This is a genomic window from Noviherbaspirillum massiliense JC206, from assembly GCF_000312045.1.
Taxonomy (GTDB): Bacteria; Pseudomonadota; Gammaproteobacteria; order Burkholderiales; family Burkholderiaceae_D; genus Noviherbaspirillum; species Noviherbaspirillum massiliense.
On record NZ_HE978635.1, the window covers coordinates 202809 to 221963 of the forward strand.

The 19155-nt window shown below is 61.6% G+C and carries 16 protein-coding genes and 1 pseudogene; 14 read left to right on the top strand and 3 right to left on the bottom strand.

Features of this window, described 5'->3' with window-relative positions:
* The first annotated feature begins 342 nt into the window (after positions 1-342).
* The 13 genes from HGHM_RS22390 to HGHM_RS16485 all read left to right on the top strand — a co-directional run bounded on the left by HGHM_RS22390 (position 343) and on the right by HGHM_RS16485 (position 12374).
* Complete coding sequence (locus HGHM_RS22390; protein ID WP_019142647.1) at positions 343-924, top strand: DUF3306 domain-containing protein; 582 nt, start codon at positions 343-345, stop codon at positions 922-924.
* Between the two features lie 7 nt (positions 925-931).
* The gene (locus HGHM_RS16425) at positions 932-3043 is read left to right on the top strand and encodes a 4Fe-4S binding protein (protein WP_019142648.1); all 2112 of its coding nucleotides are present in this window, start codon (positions 932-934) and stop codon (positions 3041-3043) included.
* Positions 3044-3332: 289 nt separating this feature from the next.
* A complete protein-coding gene (locus HGHM_RS16430; RefSeq protein ID WP_019142649.1) occupies positions 3333-3995 on the top strand; it encodes a TorD/DmsD family molecular chaperone in 663 nt (220 codons plus the stop codon).
* 7 nt (positions 3996-4002) lie between these two features.
* Entirely contained in the window at positions 4003-4239 is a 237-nt protein-coding gene (locus HGHM_RS16435) for a hypothetical protein (protein WP_019142650.1), read from the top strand.
* 12 nt (positions 4240-4251) lie between these two features.
* The gene (locus tag HGHM_RS16440; RefSeq protein WP_019142651.1) at positions 4252-7119 is read left to right on the top strand and encodes a formate dehydrogenase subunit alpha; all 2868 of its coding nucleotides are present in this window, start codon (positions 4252-4254) and stop codon (positions 7117-7119) included.
* A 49-nt stretch (positions 7120-7168) separates the two neighbouring features.
* Complete coding sequence (gene fdh3B, locus HGHM_RS21650) at positions 7169-7849, top strand: formate dehydrogenase FDH3 subunit beta (RefSeq protein ID WP_218918055.1); 681 nt, start codon at positions 7169-7171, stop codon at positions 7847-7849.
* The gene (locus HGHM_RS16450; protein WP_019142653.1) at positions 7846-8064 is read left to right on the top strand and encodes a hypothetical protein; all 219 of its coding nucleotides are present in this window, start codon (positions 7846-7848) and stop codon (positions 8062-8064) included. Before fdh3B ends, HGHM_RS16450 begins: the two co-directional genes overlap by 4 nt.
* A gap of 12 nt (positions 8065-8076) precedes the next feature.
* Positions 8077-9135 (top strand): formate dehydrogenase subunit gamma, encoded by a 1059-nt coding sequence (locus HGHM_RS16455; protein WP_019142654.1) that lies wholly within the window; start codon positions 8077-8079, stop codon positions 9133-9135.
* 13 nt (positions 9136-9148) lie between these two features.
* On the top strand, positions 9149-9553 hold the full coding sequence (locus HGHM_RS22395; RefSeq protein WP_019142655.1) for a hypothetical protein: 405 nt from the start codon (positions 9149-9151) through the stop codon (positions 9551-9553).
* A gap of 17 nt (positions 9554-9570) precedes the next feature.
* On the top strand, positions 9571-10002 hold the full coding sequence (locus HGHM_RS21660; RefSeq protein ID WP_148415709.1) for a hypothetical protein: 432 nt from the start codon (positions 9571-9573) through the stop codon (positions 10000-10002).
* Positions 10003-10048: 46 nt separating this feature from the next.
* Positions 10049-10489, top strand: coding sequence for a DUF3305 domain-containing protein (locus HGHM_RS16470; protein ID WP_019142657.1), 441 nt, complete (start codon positions 10049-10051; stop codon positions 10487-10489).
* Between the two features lie 362 nt (positions 10490-10851).
* Positions 10852-11145, top strand: coding sequence for a hypothetical protein (locus HGHM_RS16480; protein ID WP_019142659.1), 294 nt, complete (start codon positions 10852-10854; stop codon positions 11143-11145).
* Positions 11146-11222: 77 nt separating this feature from the next.
* Positions 11223-12374: an ABC transporter substrate-binding protein gene (locus HGHM_RS16485; protein ID WP_019142660.1), complete on the top strand. Its 1152-nt coding sequence runs from the start codon at positions 11223-11225 to the stop codon at positions 12372-12374.
* 201 nt (positions 12375-12575) lie between these two features.
* On the opposite strand, the gene HGHM_RS16490 is transcribed toward HGHM_RS16485, so the two are convergent.
* On the bottom strand, positions 12576-14501 hold the full coding sequence (locus tag HGHM_RS16490) for an AAA family ATPase (RefSeq protein ID WP_034349211.1): 1926 nt from the start codon (positions 14499-14501) through the stop codon (positions 12576-12578).
* 612 nt (positions 14502-15113) lie between these two features.
* Here HGHM_RS16490 and HGHM_RS22855 point away from each other — a divergent pair.
* Positions 15114-15764, top strand: a complete 651-nt coding sequence (locus tag HGHM_RS22855; RefSeq protein WP_148415711.1) for a DUF4142 domain-containing protein — start codon at positions 15114-15116, stop codon at positions 15762-15764.
* A 384-nt stretch (positions 15765-16148) separates the two neighbouring features.
* On the opposite strand, the pseudogene HGHM_RS21675 reads toward HGHM_RS22855, so the two are convergent.
* Positions 16149-16976, bottom strand: a pseudogene (locus HGHM_RS21675) (methyl-accepting chemotaxis protein); the annotation flags it as partial.
* A 395-nt stretch (positions 16977-17371) separates the two neighbouring features.
* Complete coding sequence (locus HGHM_RS16515; protein ID WP_019142667.1) at positions 17372-18721, bottom strand: DUF3422 family protein; 1350 nt, start codon at positions 18719-18721, stop codon at positions 17372-17374.
* Positions 18722-19155 lie beyond the last annotated feature (434 nt).

The window sequence follows — 19155 nt, forward strand, 5'->3', positions numbered from 1 at the left end:
TCCTTCCCTTCCGCGGCGCCATTGCCTGCACCGCGCACTCTCCTTCTTTCGCACTAAGCCGCACAAAGTCTGCGGCGCAATTCATTAAGCGCGGTCAAAGCACCATCCCAGAGTTGAGGCAGCATTGTCTTGCAGCCTGGTATTCCAACCGCATGCCAGGCTTCATGCGGCAGGATGACGCGGGCAAACAGGCAAGACAAATTGCAATCGCATGGAAACCATGTTCAATGCAGCATGTCTTAATGGCATTGGTGGCTTCATTGTCTGAAGCCTAGCCTATCTACTTGCGCAACAGAAAGCCTGCTCACGCAAGCGGCGCGGCAGCAACAGGGACTGGGATGCATGGATTCTGACAGCTTTTTCCGGCGCTGGGCCAAGCGCAAATCCGAGGTCGGAGCTGGCAAGGCACCGCCTGAACCTGAATTCCCCGCGCGCAACGATGTCTCCCCGAAAGGAACAGAGCCTGCTCCGGCATCTCCTGCGCAGCGACTTCCCACCCTGTCCGATGTTGCGGCATTGAATGCCGATTCGGACTATTCGAAGTTTCTGGCGGAAGGCGTGCATCAGACGGTGCGCCGGGCGGCGCTGAAAAAGCTGTTTGCCGATCCTCACTTCAATGTCATGGACGGCCTGGATATCTACATTGCGGATTACACCAAGGCTGAACCGATACCCGCAGCCATGCTCGCCGCCTTGCGTCACACTCAAAGCCTGTTCCATTCGATCACCGCCCTGGAACAGCCGGAAGCAGATGGCGAAGATGGGCGGCCAGACCAGGCGGAAGCGATGGAGCCGGCTGTCGGCAAGTCGGAAGCAAGCCCGGCGGCCGCCGATGAAATGAAAGGCGAGCTGGCACAAGGGGCCGGAGCCGATGCGCCCCCGCCGAGCCAGTCGTCCGCGCCTGATACCTGTAAGGATGCCTGAGGATTGCATGCCTACTCAATTCAAGCTCTGCAATTGCAACCACAGCGCGCCGATCGATGCCGCCGACGCGGAGAAGCTCGGCACGGTATTGGGAACAGGGCCGCTGCCCGTGGCGACGCAGTTATGCCGTCGCGAACTCGGCAGCTATGAGGATGCCATCGGCGCTGCGCAGGCGACCGTTGTTTGCTGCACTCAGGAAAGCAGCGTCTTCAGTGCGCTTGCACAGCAACGGGAAGCAGTTGCGCCGGTCCGCTTCGTCAATATCCGGGAAGCCGCCGGCTGGACTGTCGAGGGCAAGGAATCGCTGCCCAAAATGGCGGCCCTGCTGGCGGAAGCGGCCTTGCCCGAAGCCGACCCGGTGCCAACCGTCACTTACGTGTCGCATGGCAAGCTGCTGATCGTCGGCGCTGCCGAGCAGGCATTGCGATGGGCGAACAGCCTGCGCGAGCACCTGGAAGTGAGCGTGCTCCTCACCGGCAGCTCCGCAGCCGATGCCAGCCTCATGCTGGAAGACCGCCTGTTCCCGGTCTTTTCGGGAAGCGGCGTGCAGATCAGCGGCTGGCTCGGTGCATTTCATGTTGAGTGGCAACAGGACAATCCGATCGACCTCGAACGCTGCGTGCGCTGCAATGCCTGCGTCGAAGCCTGTCCGGAACATGCCATCAACCTTCTGTATCAGGTGGACAGGGACACATGCCGCGAGCATGGCGATTGCGTCAAGGCTTGCGGCGCCATCGGCGCGATCGACTTTGCCCGCAGCGAAACCGGTCGCAGCGCCGAATTCGACCTGATCCTCGACCTGTCACCCGAGCCATTGATCGCCCTGCACCAGCCGCCGCAGGGATACTTCGCCACCGGTAACGCGGGTGGCGATCCGGTCGACATCGCCCTGCGCCTGACGCAAATGGTCGGCGACTTCGAAAAGCCGAAATTCTTCGCCTACAAGGAAAAGCTGTGCGCCCATGGCCGCAACAGGAAGACCGGGTGCAACGCCTGTATCGAGGTGTGCTCGGCGCAGGCGATTGAAAGCAACGGCGACCATATCGCCGTCAACCCCAATCTATGCGTCGGCTGCGGCGCCTGCACCACGGTTTGCCCTTCGGGCGCGCTCAGGTATGCCTACGCGACTGCGCCCTATACGGGCCGGCGCCTGAAAACCCTGCTGACGACGTATGCCGAAGCCGGCGGCGAACAGGGCGCGCTCCTGTTCCATGCCCAGGGCCAGGGCGCGGCACTGATCAGGCAGCTCGGCCGCCTGGCAAAAGCCACGCAAGCAGTGCGGGGATTGCCGGCGCGAGTGATGCCGGTGGAAGTGCAGCACATCGCTTCGGTCGGGATCGACCTCTGGCTGACGGCGATCGCCTACGGCGCAAGCGGCATCGCCGTGCTGGCCACCGGCGAAGAAGCACCGCAATACATTGCCGCACTGCAGAAACAGATGGCGGTGGCCCAGGCCATCCTGTCGGGCTGGGGATATGCCGGCACCCATCTGCGGTTGATCGAAGCATCGAGCCCGGCCGAGCTCGATGCCGCCTTGCGCGCGATGCCGCTCGGCCTGGCGCCGCAGCAGCGGGCAACCTTCCTGCCTTCCGCCGACAAGCGCAACACCCTCGATTTCGCGCTCGAACACTTGTACCGTCATGCGCCGCAGCAGAGGGACGAGCTGCCGCTGCCGCCGGGTGCGCCATACGGTGCGGTGCAGGTCAATACCGATGCCTGCACTCTCTGCATGGCCTGTACCGGCGCCTGCCCGGCATCCGCCCTGATCGATACGCCGGACCTGCCGCGGCTGCGCTTCATCGAAAAGAATTGCGTGCAATGCGGCCTGTGCGTGCAGACCTGCCCGGAACAGGCGATTACGCTGATGCCGCGCCTGGCAATGACCGAGGCGGCGAAAAAGCCGGTCACCCTGAACGAAACCGAACCATTTGTCTGCATCCGCTGCCACAAGCCTTTCGGCACGCTGAAGATGGTGGAAAACATGCTGGCTCGGTTGATGGAGCATGGCGCCTTCGCCGGCAACCTCGACCGCCTCAAGATGTGCGGCGACTGCCGGGTCATCGACATGATGGAAAAGAAGAGCGTACCAGCGGTGACTGCCCTGCGGCGGCCGCGCTAGGCTCTTTTCGCAAAACGACTGCGCACCCCGCCTGTCGACCTGCGGCGCTCGGCCTGCTCTCTGCGTGCATGCGCTTATTTGGTGTGCGGCAAACGAGGTGGAACAAGTCCTGTGCAGAGGGATTGAACCTCTGGTCACACTTCTTATCAAACGGCCATGTCGCGTGTTGATCCGGCAGGGCAGGGAGTGCGGGACTTGCGGTTTGGCCCGACACGATGATTTCAAGGCTGACGATGACGCATCGATCCATGACGCATAAGGTACCAAGCCGTCCAGGCGGAGGCATGCGATGAATGCTTCCGGACTTGAGATGCCCTCTTCGCAAACCCTTCTGCCGCCGCTTGCGCCCGAAGAGCAGGCGCGCGCCGACCTGTATGCCCTGATCGCTTCCCTGCTGCTGACGCCTCCCGACGCGCAATTGCTTGCGTCACTGGCGCAGGCCGATTCGCTGAGCTCCCAGCAGTCCGACAATCCGCTCGATCTTGCCTGGGAAAAACTGGTTGCCGCTGCCGCAGTGGTTGACGAATATGCGGTGCGCGAAGAATTCGACGCCCTGTTCGTCAGCGTTTCCAAACCCCAAGTCAATCCCTACGCTTCCCTCTATCTCGCCGGCTTCATGATGGAAAAGCCGCTGGCCGAGCTGCGCGACGACCTGGCTAAACTCGGACTGCGACGAAGGGAAGGCGTGCGCGAACTGGAAGATCACCTGGCGGCGCTGTGCGAAACCATGCGAGTGCTGATCACCGGGGGGCAGGCCGGGGACAGGCAAACGCTCGAATGCCAGAAGGCGTTTTTCGAAAAGCATATCGCGCCCTGGTATGAACGCTGCCTGCACGACATCCGCTCTGCCGGCGGCGCCAATTTTTACCTGCATGTCGCAAGCCTGATCCAGGCTTTCTTTGAAATCGAGTTGCAGGCTTTCGACATCGAAGAAGCCTGCCCTGTTGAGTGAGGATGGAATGAACGCTTTGCATCCCAAGGAAGAAGCGGCCAGCGGTAAACAAGTGAATGCCTCGCGACGCAGATTCCTCTCCGGCGCCAAGGTGCTGGGGGCGATCGGCGCCGCTGCCCTGGTCGGCAAGCAGCTGGAAGTCGAGGCATCGGTGGTGGAGCTGGAAACGCCCGAACCGCCGGCCACGAACGGCTACCACGAGACCGAACATATCCGGAAGTATTACCACTCTGCACGTTTTTAAGGAGCGGCGTCCATGTCACTCACGAGAAGTTCCGGCAGCGGCACCAGCACATTGCTGCGCAAGGGAATCGACCGGGCTGCCACGGCCACCTTGAACCGGCGCTCCTTCCTCAAGCGGGTCGGGTTGACGGCAGGCGCGGGCGTGCTGGCGCGCCAGCTGCCGCTCAACGTGATCCAGTCTGCGCGGGCCGACAATGTCGTCGTTCCGCCGGGCGGCGCGACCGAAGTCAAGCATACGGTTTGCAGCCACTGTTCGGTCGGCTGCTCGGTCGAGGCAGTGGTGAAGAATGGCGTGTGGATCCGCCAGGACACCGCCTTCGATTCCCCCATCAACATGGGTGCGCATTGCGCCAAGGGTGCCTCGGTGCGCGAGCATGGGCATGGCGAAGGCCGGCTGCGCTATCCGATGAAACTGGTGAACGGCAAGTACCAGCGCATTTCCTGGGATCAGGCGATCCAGGAAGTCGGCGACAAGATGCTGCAGATCCGGAAGGAGGCGGGACCGGATGCGATTTTCTGGATCGGTTCCAGCAAGCACAACAATGAACAGTCGTATTTGCTGCGCAAGTTCGTGTCCATGTGGGGCAGCAACAATATGGACCACCAGGCGCGCATTTGCCACTCGACCACTGTTGCCGGCGTCGCTCAGACCTTCGGCTACGGGGCGATGACCAATTCCTTCAACGACCTGCATCATTCCAAGGCGGTGCTGTTCATCGGCTCCAACCCGGCAGAGGCACACCCGATCTCGATGCTGCATTTCCTGCATGCGAAGGAACTCGGCGCAAAGATGATCGTGATCGATCCGCGCTTCACGCGCACCGCGCGCTTTGCCGACCATTACGTGCGGGTGCGGCCCGGGACCGATATTCCGCTGGTGTGGGGCATCCTGTGGCATATCTTTGCCAACGGCTGGGAAGACAAGAAATACATTGCCGAGCGCACCTACGGCATGGAAGAGGTGCGCAAGGAAGTGGCGAAGTGGACGCCGGACAAGGTGGCGGATGTCACCGGCGTGGCCGAAGTGGATGTGCGCCTGGCAGCCGAGATGCTGGCGAAGAACCGGCCTTCCTCCGTCGTCTGGTGCATGGGCATTACCCAGCACCATGTCGGCACCGCCAATGTGCGCGCCTTGTGCACCCTGCAGCTGGCGCTGGGCAACATCGGCATTGCCGGCGGCGGCGCGAACATCTACCGCGGCCATGACAATGTGCAGGGCGCAACCGATGTCGGCCCCAATCCGGATTCCCTGCCGGGTTACTACGGCATCGCGGAAGGCGCGTGGAAGCATTTCTGTTCCGTGTGGGGCGTCGATTACAACTGGATGGTGTCGCGCTTTGCATCCAAGGAATTGATGGAAAAGCCGGGCATGACCGTGTCGCGCTGGTTCGACGGCATCCTGGAGAAAAACGAGTACGTCGACCAGCCGAGCAATTTCCGCGCAGTCGTGTACTGGGGCCATGCGCCGAACAGCCAGACCCGCTTGCCGGACATGAAGGCGGCGATGCAGAAGCTGGACATGCTGGTGGTCATCGATCCCTATCCGACCATGACCGCCGCCATGCACGGCCGCAAGGATGGCGTCTACCTGCTGCCGGCCACCACCCAGTTCGAGACGCAGGGTTCGGTGACCGCGTCGAACCGCAGCCTGCAGTGGCGCGAGCGAGTGATCCAGCCGCTGTTCGAATGCAAGACCGACCATGAAATCATGTACCTCTTCGCGAAGAAGTTCGGCTACGCGGAAGAGCTTTGCAAGAACATCAAGGTGGTCAACAACGAACCGGTGATCGAAGACATCCTGCGCGAGATCAACCGCTCCTGCTGGACCATCGGCTACACCGGCCAGTCGCCGGAGCGGCTGAAGCTGCACATGCTGAACAAGCACACCTTCAACCCGACCACGCTGCTCGCGGAATCCGGGCCGTGCAAGGGCGATTACTACGGTCTGCCCTGGCCGTGCTGGGGCACGCCGGAACTGAAGCACCCGGGCACGCCCATCCTGTATGACCTGTCCAAGTCGGTGATGGAAGGCGGCCTGCCCTTCCGCGCGAACTGGGGCGTCGAGCATAACGGCCAGACGCTGCTGGCAGCCGACGGCTCCACCAACAAGGACAGCGAACTCGATATCGGCTACCCGGAATTCGACCATGTCTTCCTCAAGAAGCTGGGCTGGTGGAACGAGCTCACGCCGGAGGAGCAGAAGCAGGCCGAAGGCAAGAACTGGAAGACCGACCAGTCGGGCGGCATCATCCGGGTCGTGATTTCCCACGGCTGCGCGCCCTGGGGCAACGCCCGTGCCCGCGTCAATGTCTGGAACTTCCCGGATCCGGTGCCGGTGCATCGCGAGCCGATCATGAGCCCGCGGCGCGACTTGGTGGCGAAATATCCGACCTACGACGACAAGGCTGCCTTCTGGCGCCTGCCGACCTTGTACAAGTCGGCGCAGGCCAAGGATTTCTCCAAGGATTACCCGCTGATCATGACCTCCGGTCGCATCGTCGAATACGAAGGCGGCGGTGATGAAACCCGCTCCAACCCCTGGCTTGCGGAGCTGCAGCAAAACATGTTCGTCGAAATGAACGAGCATGATGCAAGGCAGATTGGCGTGAAGCTCGGCCAGTACGTTTGGGTCGAGACGCCTTCCGGCGCGCGCCTGAAAATAATGGCAATGGTGACGCCGCGGGTGCCGCAAGGGCTGGTGTGGATGCCCTTCCACTTCGGCGGCTGGTGGATGGGCGAGGACTTGATCGGGCATTACCCGGAAGGCGCGGCACCGCTGGTGCGCGGAGAAGCCTGCAACACCGGCTTCACCTACGGATACGACATCGTCACCATGATGCAGGAGACCAAGGTTTCACTGTGCCGGCTGGTGAAAGCATAAAGCGCGGACGCTACGCACATTTTTGATCGCGCTTTCTCAGGAGAATGCAATGGCAGCCAGAATGAAGTTCATTTGCGACACCGAGCGCTGCATCGACTGCAACGGCTGCGTGACCGCATGCAAGAACGAGAACGAGACGCCGTGGGGCGTGAACCGGCGGCGGGTCGTGACCATCAATGACGGCGTGCCGGGCGAGCATTCGATCTCGGTGGCCTGCATGCATTGCACCGATGCGCCCTGCATGGCGGTGTGTCCGGTAGATTGCTTCTACCACACCGAGGACGGCATCGTCCTGCATGACAAGGACATGTGCATCGGCTGCGGCTACTGCTATTACGCCTGTCCGTTCGGCGCGCCGCAGTTTCCGGAAACCGGCGCCTTCAACCATCGCGGCAAGATGGACAAGTGCACCTTCTGCGCCGGCGGCCCGGAACCAGACCAATCCGAAGCCGAATTCAAGAAGTATGGCCGCAACCGCGTGAGCGAAGGCAAGTTGCCGGTATGCGCGGAGCAATGCGGCACCAAGGCCTTGCTCGGCGGCGAAGCCAACATCATTGCCGACATCTACCGCGAGCGGGTGGAAACCCGCGGCTACGGACCGGAACTCTGGGGCTGGAATATCGCCTATCGACCGAAGAACGGCGAACCGATCCGCAACAAGGGGGACGGGCCGCGCGAGAACCAGATCCAGGGCCAATACCAGAACCAAGTACGGAAACTGCCGACATGAAACCTGCACGCTATCTGGCCGTCGGCCTGCTGCCCCTGATCCTGTGCGGCTGTCTGGAAGTGGAACAGCATCCGTCATGGGTTCGCGGCGAGTACAACGGCAAGCCGGACAACCAGCCGCAACAGACCAGCTTCCATGGCGACCGCCTGGCCTGGAATGCCGCCATCACCGACCGCAACTACCGCCAGAACGAATACCGGCGGGCCAAACCATGAAAGGCTAGTGACATGGATTCCTTATCCTTTCGGCAGCTTTTGTCCGTCCTGCTGTTCGCCTTGCTGATCCCGGTCCTGGCGCATGCCGCAGTGCCCAATGAAGATGCGGTGCCGGCATATGCGGAAGAGCAGACCATCCTGCAAACCGAGAAGAACACGCCCGAACCCGGGTGGGGCGATGCGGCTTCCGGCCGGGTGCACATGGACCGGCACTTCCTCGGCCAGTACGGCGAGTCGGAAGGCAATGTGATCCTGCAGCGCGGCGGCAATACCTGGCGCAATCTGCGCAACGGCCCGATCGCCACGATCAGCGGCGCACTGATGGTGCTGATGCTGCTGGGGATCGTCGCCTTTTACCGCGCGGTGGGGCCGGCACCGGCGCCGCCGGAATCCGGCCGCCGGGTCGAACGGTTTTCCAGCTGGGACCGGATCGTCCACTGGGCGACCGCGATCAGCTTCCTGATCCTGGCGATCACTGGCCTCATCGTCATGTTCGGCAAGAAGCTGCTGTTGCCCTGGATGGGGCATGACGTCTATTCCTGGCTCGCCATCATTTCCAAGTACCTGCACAACTTCTTCGGCCCGCTGTTCATCCTGTGCTCCGTCATCCTGTTCTTTACCTTCCTGCGCAAGAACATCTTCGAGCGCTGGGACTGGCAATGGATCAAGAAGGGCGGCGGCTTGCTGAGCCATGAACATGTGCCGGCGGGTTATTTCAATGCCGGTGAAAAGCTGTGGTTCTGGGGCGGCGTCACGCTGCTGGGCCTGGTCATGTCCATCAGCGGCCTGATCCTCGACTTCGTGAATTTCGGGCAAACGCGCTACATCCTCCAGTGGGCAAACTACCTGCATGTTGCCGGCGCCACCTTCTACATCATTGCCGCCATGGGCCACATCTATATCGGTACTCTGGGCACGCCGGGCGCCTATCATGCAATGCGTCACGGGACGGTGGATGAAGAATGGGCGCGGACGCATCACCCGATCTGGTATGAGGAATTGCGGGGCGGCGGCTCCCGTCCGCCGCCGGCAGGCGCCTTCCCCGAAGGCACGGCGCCGCGACGTACCTGAAGAGGAGGAAACGATGCGCACATCATCAACCGCCCTGGCCGGATGCACCATCTGCCTGCTGGCAGCGCTTGCCGGCTGCAGCAAGGATGAAGGCGGCTCGCCAGGCAGCAAGTCTGCGCAGACACATTTCCCGGGCATGGTGACTGCCGGCGGCGGCACCAGCGGCGAAGTCATGGCGCAAGCCAAGCAGACAACTGTTCAGGGCAACCCGAGCGGCACGCCAGGCATACCCGAAGGTGCCCAGGGCAACCCGAGCGGCGCTGCGATGGGTGGAACGACGCAAGGCGCAGCGGCTTCCAAGACCGAGCCGGGCGGCGCGTCTTCCCAATCCACTCCACCATCCGGCACGCCGCAAAGCCAGGTTGGAGGCGGCAGCGTCACGACGCCCAATACGCCCGCATCTCCCGCTAAACCCTGAACCAGGAAGACATGGCGATGAGCACGATACCCCATCATCTGATGCGTTACGGCGCAGCCGTCCTCGGCGCCATTGCCTGCAGTGCAGCCGTGGCTGCACTGCCGCCGCCGACGCCGGAGCAGCAAAAAGCCGCGGCGGCCAAGAAGGAACAGGCAGCGGCCGAAGCCGAAAAGCAGAAGCAGGAGTTGGCTGCCTCCATGGAAAAGGTGACGGAACACTGGCGTTCGCAAGCCAAGGCCAACGGTTGGGAAACCCGTCCGCCGGTTCCGGTGTCAGCCCCGCAAGGCATCCAGGCCTCCACTTCGCAGTCCAGCGCCTCCGGCCAGCCGGAAGGCCGTCTGGGCAGCGCAGCCCAGCAAGCGCCGATCCGCAGCGAAAAGCTGGGCACGGCGCCGCCGAGCGAGGATGTGAAGAAAAAGCCCTCCGACGATTCGGGCGGGAAGAAATAGCGATGCGGACATTGCGATCCATCCGGCTTGTCCGCGGAGCGTCTTCATGCTGATGGACAGCATGCCGATCGCCGTGATCATGCAGCGGCGCCTCCTCCATCATCCGTGGATGGATGACACCTGGTCCGCGATTGCCGTGGTGCCGGACAGCGGGGGGCTTCCCCCGATGCAGAAGCTGAGATGCAGCGAGGACTGCGAATCCTATCTGGTCTCCGGCCTGCAGCTGGAGCTTCATCGCGACGGCAACGACGCCTATTTCGAAAACTGGAATGCACCGGAACCGAAAGTCTTCGTGATGTGGCGCATGCAGGAAGGCAGGGCGATTCCGCTTCTCGCATCGGTCAGCTATGTCGAGGGCACCCGCATGTTCGACTCGGGCGAATCGGCGGACGGGGTGCCGATGCCGGCTGAAATCCATCTCTGGCTGGGACGCTACCTGCAGCAGCATTACCAGCCGCGCCAGCGCCGCGGGCGCGAACACGGCTAGGCTCCGCGAACCGCGGCCGGGTTAGGCCGGCAGAAGCCGGTGGCGCAGACATTCGGGCGATCCCGGTTCACACATTCTTCCTTCCCCATTGCCCGTCCGGCATCCCGGCCTGCGAATCTACCTACCCCCCAAATAGGGCATTTACAATTAGTTACACAAGAGTAAGATTTCCATAAGGAAATGCCGATCCAGCCTCACTTTTCTCTTGAAAATCAATGGCTTGGTGATGGCGTTTTCCTGAGTGGTGCTTACAACTTGTTGCATCTTGGCTTGCTTGTTAACCGCGCTTTGCATGCGTGCGCAGCTTCCGGTGCTCCCGGTGGCGGCCTCGGAACGGCGCCGTATGACGAAAGGGGAAAGAAATGAAAGCAATCGCACTTGCCATTCCGGTTCTGGTTTTTTCCAGCGCTGCCCTTGCCATCGAGGTGGCGACCACCGGGCCTCTGCCTGCCTTTGACAGTTTCAGCTGCGCCCAGCTGGCGGATGCGGCCGACACCATCGGTTCCATTGCGCTCGCGGTGCGGCAATCGGCGGAAGAAAACCGGGTTCAGCCGGTCCCTGCCCGGGACAGTCTGGAAGCCAGACAAGCCATGTTGATGACTCTGGCCGACGGCGTTTTTGTCGCCTACCACGACAAGCAGTGTTCTTCGTATTGAGCCGGCCGACTGACGGCAGGCCATCACAAAACGCGGCACCGGCGCTTGTGCAGGCAGCCGCATGAAAGGGGGGAGAAATGAAAGTCATGAAGAGTGTTTGCCGCCATGCGGCAGTGGCCGCCATCCTGTATGCCGCACTGGGCCTTGCTGCGTCGCATGCCGAGCCCGGGGTCACGCCGGGTGCCATCCTGATCGGCCAGTCCGCGGCTCTGACCGGCACGCCGGCTGAAGAAGTCAAGCAAGCCACCGCCGGTGCTCAGCTCTATTTCGATGGCATCAACAAGAAAGGCGGCATCCATGGCCGCAAGATCATCCTCGAAACCATGGATGACGGTTTCGTTCCCAAGCGCACGGTGGAAAACACCAAGAAGCTGATCGAGGAAAAAAACGTCTTCGCCCTGTTCCTGTATCGCGGCACGCCCACCACGGAAGCTGTTCTGCCCATGATCACCGAGGCGAAGATTCCGCTGATCGCGCCCGTTACCGGCGCCTCCTCGCTGCACGAGCCGATGCCGCGCTACCTGTTCAACGTGAGGACGAAATACCGCGATGAAGTGGGCGTGATCGTCCGCCAGATTTCCGCCATGGGCATGCAAAGGCTGGCCGCCGTGGCGTCCAACGACTCCTTCGGCGAGGATGCGCTGGCCGGGCTGAAGGCCGCGGCGAAAGAGCGCAACCTGCCGGAGCCGGTCATTGCGAAATACGAGCGCAATACCACCGCAGTCGAAGGCGCGGCCAAGGCGATCCTCGCCGCACAGCCGCAGGCAGTACTGATGTTCTGCACCGCCAAGCCGTGCGAAGCCTTCATCCATGAATACCGCAGGCAGGGCGGCTTCCAGCCCCTGTTCGCGCTCTCGAATGTCAGCTCGAGGTCCTTCATCCAGAGCCTGGGCGAGCAAGCGCGCGGCCTTGGCCTCACCCAGGTCTTCCCCAATCCGGGCAACATCACCATCGGCGTGGTCAAGGAATTCATCCACGCAGTGAAGGATGCGCCCGAACTCGCAGAATCCTATCCGGCGCTCGAAGGCTTCATTTCCGCGAAGGTCCTGGCGGAAGGCTTGCGCAAGGCTGGCGCTTCTCCCACCCGGGAAGGCCTGGTGGCGGCACTCGAAAGCTTCAGGGGGGCGGACGTCGGCGGACTCACGCTGAACTACAGCCCGAGCAGCCGCGATGGATTCAATTTCGTCGAACTGACCGTGGTCGGAAGAAGGGGCGCAGTGGTCCGCTAAGGCGCGCCCGCAGCGCCGGCCGGCGCAAGTAAGTAGGGTGCGTCGTGCGTCCCGAAATTGCATGGTGCGCGCGGCGCACCCTACTTCGACATGGGTTATCGAAATTCAATTTGAGGTGGAGCAGCGGCGCCGGCCCGGGCAAGAAAAAAGCCCCCGGCCTTGCGGCACGGGGGCTTGACCGGAGCACCGGAGCGGCAGGCTTTACGCCGCCACGGCTTCTTCCTTTTTCATCATCTTCGACAGCAGTTCGAACACTTCATCCTTGGACAGGACATAGCGTTCCAGCAGCGTGTCCTTCAGTGCCCAGGCGATGTCCTTGTATTCCTTCATCGCTTCCAGGGTGCGGGTGTACAGCTCGTCCGCCTTGCTTTCCACCAGCTTGACTGCCTCGTCGTGCGAGCCTTCGCCCTTGAGCTGGGAATAGTCGAGCTTGGAGCGCGAATACATCGAGAGCCGGTTGACCATCAGGTCGAGCTTGGACGTGACCTTCTGGATGTCGTTCTGGCTGCCGACCGAGATGCCGCGCGCGCCGTAGAACAATTCCTCCGCCGCCACGCCGCCATACAGCTGGATGATGTCCTGTTCCATCTCTTCCAGCGTCTGCAGCGATACATCCTCGCCCGACGACAGCACGTAACCCAGGGCGCCGATCTTGGACACCGACTCGGTGCTGATCTTCAGCAGGTGCGATTTTTCCTTGACCTGTTCCAGGCTCATGCCCTTGCGCAGGTAGGGGTCGATCTGCATGAAGAAGTGGCCGAGTTCATGCAATGCCACGCGCTCGCGCTGCTTGTCCTTTTCCGCGGTGGTGGCGCGGTCGGTCAGGCCGATCGAGGCGCGCTCGAAGGCACGGAACATCACATCGGTGTCGATCAGGACGCTTTCCTGGATCGCGATCATGCTGGCACGTTCGACCACGGTTTCAAGCAATGCCGGGCTGAGGTTGGCCGTGATGTCGGCGACATAGTCGAGGTTCAGGTTGTTCCAGTCGACGAAGCGCTCATCCTTCTTGGCGAGGAAGACGCGCAGCAACTCGCGGCGCTCGGCCTTGTTCGGCAGGCGGAAGTTGATCTTCACCGAGAAGCGGCGCAGCATCGCTTCATCCATCTGCGAATTGGCATCGTCGAAGTTCGACGCCACTACCCAGATCACGCCCGCGCCTTCATTGCTCTTGACGCCGTCGAGCAGGCCGAGCAGGGTGTTGGCGGTATCGTCATCCCAGCGCTTGTCGCTGCGGCCGCGCGGCATGAACAGGCTTTGCGCCTCGTCGAGGAAGATGATGCAGCGGCCTTCCTTAGAAGCCTTCTTGTAAATCGCATTCAGGGTCTTGGAGCCGCCGCCGACGAAACCCGTCTCCAGTGCGGAACCGGAAGCCTGGATCAGCGGAATGCCGAGCTTCTTCGCCAGGTAACCGGCGAGCTTGGTCTTGCCCGTGCCGGCCGGGCCGGTGAGCATGACGTTGAACGGTTTGTCGATGCCGTGCGAACGGTACAGGTCGCGGTTGCGGATCATTTCTTCCAGGTGCGCGACTTCCTGCTTGATGTCTTCCATCCCGACCAGGTCGTCCATGCTGCCCTTGAGGTTTTCCGGCTTGATCATCGACGCGCCGCCGCCGCCCATGCCCGGAATGCCTTTCTTCAGGCCGACGAAGAGAAATACCAGCAGGGCGATGCCGATCGCGTTGCGTGCCAGGAAGACGCCGACATCGGTCATCACGCCGCTCGTGCCGCCTTCGTTCTGCAGCACGGCCTTGTGCGCGTCGAGGTAGTCGTCGCGGGCGATGGAATAGGGGATGCCATTCTTCAGGAGCACTTCACGTTCCAGATTGACATGCGAGGTGCTTGGCACCTTGACCACATGGATCTCGGGGCTGTCCTTGTACTTGAAGACATAGCGCGGGAATTCCGACAGCGGCTGGGCCAGCAGCAGGTATTCGAGGCGTTCCTTGTTGGCTGCCACGGCGGTGATTTCCGAGATGTCCTGGGAATGGACGACCGGCTCGCTATCCTGCAGCGCTGGCGGCCGATGGATGATTCCGGCGACGACGGCGATCGTGAAAACGAAGATCGCGGCAACGCGAAAATAAACGCTACGGGAGAAATCATGCATTTTGGAAGAACTGGGCATTTATTAGTCCTGTGGATAATGGTTTCGGCAAGGCGACGCCATCTCCTGCATCGCTTTGCGGCAACATTTCTGATGCGCACCTTTAAGACTGGGGCCCCGGCAAATGGTTGCCCTGCCCAAGATTGAATTTCCTTATCGGTCGATAGGGAGAATCGATCCTTCAAGCAAATTTCAGGCAGGGAACAAACGGGGCGAAGAAGCAGTGCTTCTTCCGTTCGAGGCGGGCGTAAAACGGCCTTCTTGCGTATGCCGCTGATTTCACCGGCGGGGCAGGTGCAACCTTCGAATTGCCGACCAGCATTTTGCGTTCGCTCATGACGAATCGCACCGTGAACCGGCAACTGCCTCAACCCTGTTATCGACAATCTCGCTTTGTAATAATTCCCGACGACGGCGAATTTTTACTGACTGCCGCATGCCATGTTTGCGCATGGCAAGTTCATCAATACCGATCCACCTATACGCAGGGACTGGCGTACATTGTTGTCGCCTGGCGCGAGAGGCCTTGAAAATACTGGCAACTCCGATATGCGGGGGGCAGTCACAGCATTTTCCTGCGAGGGCTGCAAGGCTGTCGCTGTTCGCTGTACTAGTGTGTATATGGGGGTCGTCATGGCGCATGTCAACCCGGTTCAGATCCAGAAATTTCTCAAGGGTGTCGATTACCCGGCAAACAAGGCCACGCTGATCGAAAACGCGAAAACCCGGGGCGCCGACGAAAACGTGTGCGCCTCGCTTGACCAATTGCCGGATGAGGAATTCCAGACGCCGGCCGATGTAAGCCAGGCATTCGGCCGGATGCTCGACGAGCCCGCGCGCTCCGCGTACACGAGCGGCGGCAGCGAATTCCTTGCACAGGCGCTGCAGGATTCGCTGGCCGAGATCGAACTATGCGAAATGGCGCTGCAAAAGACAACGAACCAGGACATCAAGATGTTCGCGCAGCGCATGATCGAAGAGCATGGTCAGATGGGACAGGAAATCGAACGCCACGCAGGCAGGATGAAGTTCGCGCTGCCAAAGGATGTCAGTTCCGAGCAGCAGTCGACCGCCAAGGATATGTCCAGGCTCTCCGGCGCGGACTTCGACCGCAAATTCATGGAACACAACGCCAAGGACCATGAAAAGGATGTCAAGGCGTTCAGGCATTACGCCGAACAGGAAAGCGATGCCGAGATCAAGAGCTTTGCCGAGAAGAGCGCGCGCACGCTGAGTCAGCACCTCGACACGGCCAAGGATATCAGCCGCAGGCTGCAAGCCTGAGCCCGCGGGCGGGGACCGTGTCCGCCTACCCGGTGGCCAGCGTGCGTCACCCGCGCGTCCCATGCAGCCGCTGCTGCACCAGCATGAACGCATCCGGCATCCGCTGGTGCACTATCCGGCGCATGCCCTTGCGCAATCGATATCCCACAGCCCCATCGGCATCCAGCGCCGCGTGGCATGCCAGCGTTGCACGCCGATTGTGGGATGGAAGCAGGCGCCGCGCATAGGCACGCCTTCTTCCAGCAGGGTGCGCCGCGCGCACCGACATTGCAGGGTGCGCACGGCGCACCCAACTTCCTTCTCCTTTCAGGCTTGCGGAGGACACTCAGGCGCGGATGAGCGCAGGATTGTTCGCCAGATGAACCAGCTCGCGACCCGGGCCGCATCCACCTTGCCGACCGAGTCTTCGATCAGCGTCTTGGCGTCGCGGACCGCGGCTGCGGAACGCTGCGCCAGGTTCCGTACCTCGGTTGCCACTACCGCGAAGCCCCGTCCCTGTTCACCGGCGCGCGCCGCTTCGACGGCGGCATTCAGCGCGAGGATATTGGTCTGGAAGGCGATGCCGTCGATGACAGCGATGATGTCGACGATCTTGCCGGAAGAACTCTTGATCGACTCCATTGTATCGACCACCTGCGCCACGATCTGGCCACCCTGCGAAGCCACCGCGGAGGCGGGGACGGCAAGCTGGTTGGCCTGGCGTGCATTGTCGGCATTCCGCTTCACGGTCGAGGTCAGCTCTTCCATGGACGAAGCGGTTTCTTCCAGCGAGCTGGCCTGCTGCTCGGTGCAGGACGACAGGTTCTGGTTGCCGGCGGCGATCTGCGCGGATGCGGTCGCGATCATTTCCGTGCCGGTACGGACTTCGCTCACGATCTTTACCAGGCTGCCATTCATGTCATGCAGCGATCGCAGCAGCTGCGCCGCTTCACCTTTCGATCGCTGGTGGAATTCTTCCTGCATGGAAGCCGTGAGGTCGCCATCGGCCACGCGGCACGCCACTGCGACAGCCTTCTGCAGCGGACGGGTGATCCCGGCAGTAAGCCACCATGCGCAGGCAGTGCCGAAAGCCACGACCAGCAGCGCCAATATGATCAGTCTGCTTCTGCTCCTGGCGGCGATTGCATCGATTTCCCGCGCCGTGCATTCAACTACGCGGGGGGACTTGCTGGCTCGTTTACGGATGGATCGCGCAAAGCTTGAGGGCGCCGGGGAAGGCGGATGAATCGTCTTTTGCGGCGAAGACGCTCTGGATTATTTAGGCAAAGGCCGGTAGGAGCCTGTCAGGAACTGTCGGAAAGGAAAATAGTTGTGGCGCTTCGGGTGTTTAACGATAGGCTGCCCACCATCCTACTGCGACGGTACAGGCGAGATAGAACAGGACGACCCAGTTTTCATCGATGCCTGTGAGGATGGCTTCCATTCCGGGCTCCTGCAGATGGGCACGCATTCCGCAGGCGGTATAGGGAAGATCCTGAGCGGAAGCAGGCGGGTTGAACGGGAAGAACGTGACGACTTCCCATTGTCCTTGCCTGCCGCAGGCCGGTTTTGATCAAGCTTAACTTTCGCGAACCTTCGTCCTGCTTCATCTCGCAGGCACAACCGGATCACACCACATCGATGCGCTTGTGCATGCGCCGCAAGCCCAGCCAGACGCCGATGGCGATCAGCGGCACCAGTATACCGGTGGCGACATCGGGGTTGATCTGCAGCCCGGCTGCCTTGGTGGCCTTGCCCGCATAGTTCAGCAGGCCGGCCATGTAGTAGGAAATCGCGGCCACCGACAAACCTTCCACCGCCTGCTGCAGCTTTACCTGCTGCGCCGCGCGCGCGTTCATCGATTGCAGGATCTGCTTGTTCTGTTGTTCCTGCACGATGCCGACGCGGGTGCGCAGCAAGTCATTGGTATGCGCAATGCGCCGGGCCAATGCTTCCTGCCGGCGCGCGATCGCGGCACAGGTATTCATTGCCGGCGTCAGGCGCCGGTCCATGAATTCGCCGATGGTCGGGAAGCCTTCGATGCGCTCTTCGCGCAATTCGTCGATGCGTGCGTACACCAGGCGGAAATAGGCTTCCGATGCCGCGAAGCGGTAATTGTTGTCCAGCGAAAGCTTTTCCACGCGGGCGGCGAGCCCGGTGATGTTGCGCAACAGGGCTTGCTCGTCGATCACTTCCATCGCCGGCTGGTCGTTGCCGATGGCTTCGTCGATGTCGACCATGGCCGCGGTCAGCGTGGTCAGCTCGCCCTCGATGGCATTCAGGACGGGAGAGGCGCGCTGCGCATGCGGCAGGCCGAGCAGCGCCATCATGCGGTAAGTCTCGATTTCCAGCACGCGCTGCACCAGGCGGCTCGCCTGCTGCTCGCGCAAGCCGAGGTCGCGCACCACGAATCGGCTGAAGCCGTCAGACTGGATCAGGAAATCAGTCCAGATTTCGCCGCCTTCGAGCACACGGCTGCCAACCAGCGTGTTCCCGGTAAACAACCGGCGCAGGCTTTCGGCAAAGACTTCGGTCGGCCCGCCGCTCCTGTCCACTACCACATGCGCCGCCACCATCAGCTTGCCTTGCAGTCCCATCAGCCAATCCTGCGGGATCTGGCACACCGGCACGCGGGAGAAGGCTTCCGTGACCGAAACATCCTGCGCATGGCGCTCGGCAAAGGTGTAGGTCGCGAATTCGGTATGGCATTCCCACTTCAGCCGAAAGCGCCCGAAGTCATGGGAAAAATAATTCGCTTCCGGGCCGGGAGCGGCCACGCCGAAATGAGAGCACAGGGCGGCGAGCAGCGCATGCTGGGCAGCGGAATTCGATACCGCCGGATCGGTGCCGTCGCGGGCATAGACGGCCAGGTGACTGATGCTTTCCGGTGCATCTACCGCCAGCGAAGGCCGGGAATGGATTTCGGCCGCCAGGGGAACGCGCAGGGCATGGTTCAGGCTGGAATAGACGATCGACATGGCTTGCTATCAGGATTGTGGTGAGAGCGTTTCGGAAAAGACCTGCTGCGAAAAGCAGCAAGGGTCCGATTCTAACTCGTGTGCGGCCCGATTCCGGGTGCTTGGCCGCGCGGGTACAAAAAATGTCGCCGCACCGGCGCATACATGCTGAAAGGAAAAAGTTAGCGGCTAGCGGCTTTCGGTCCGGCACAGGCACATGCAGTGCGGGCATTCCCCATTTCCGTTTCGCGGAACATCCGCCAGCAAGGCAAGGACAGGGGAGGATTGGAGGAGGGGCGGGTAATAAAGGGGGGGCAATCCGAAAAGACAGGACGCCATGTTTCATGGCTCCTGCATCAGACCTCCCTTATCCGGACAAGTCGGGGCTGCATCCGGGCCGGGGACGCGAGGAGGCGGACGGCCGCCCACTATCATGCCTGCCAGAGTTTGCTGTT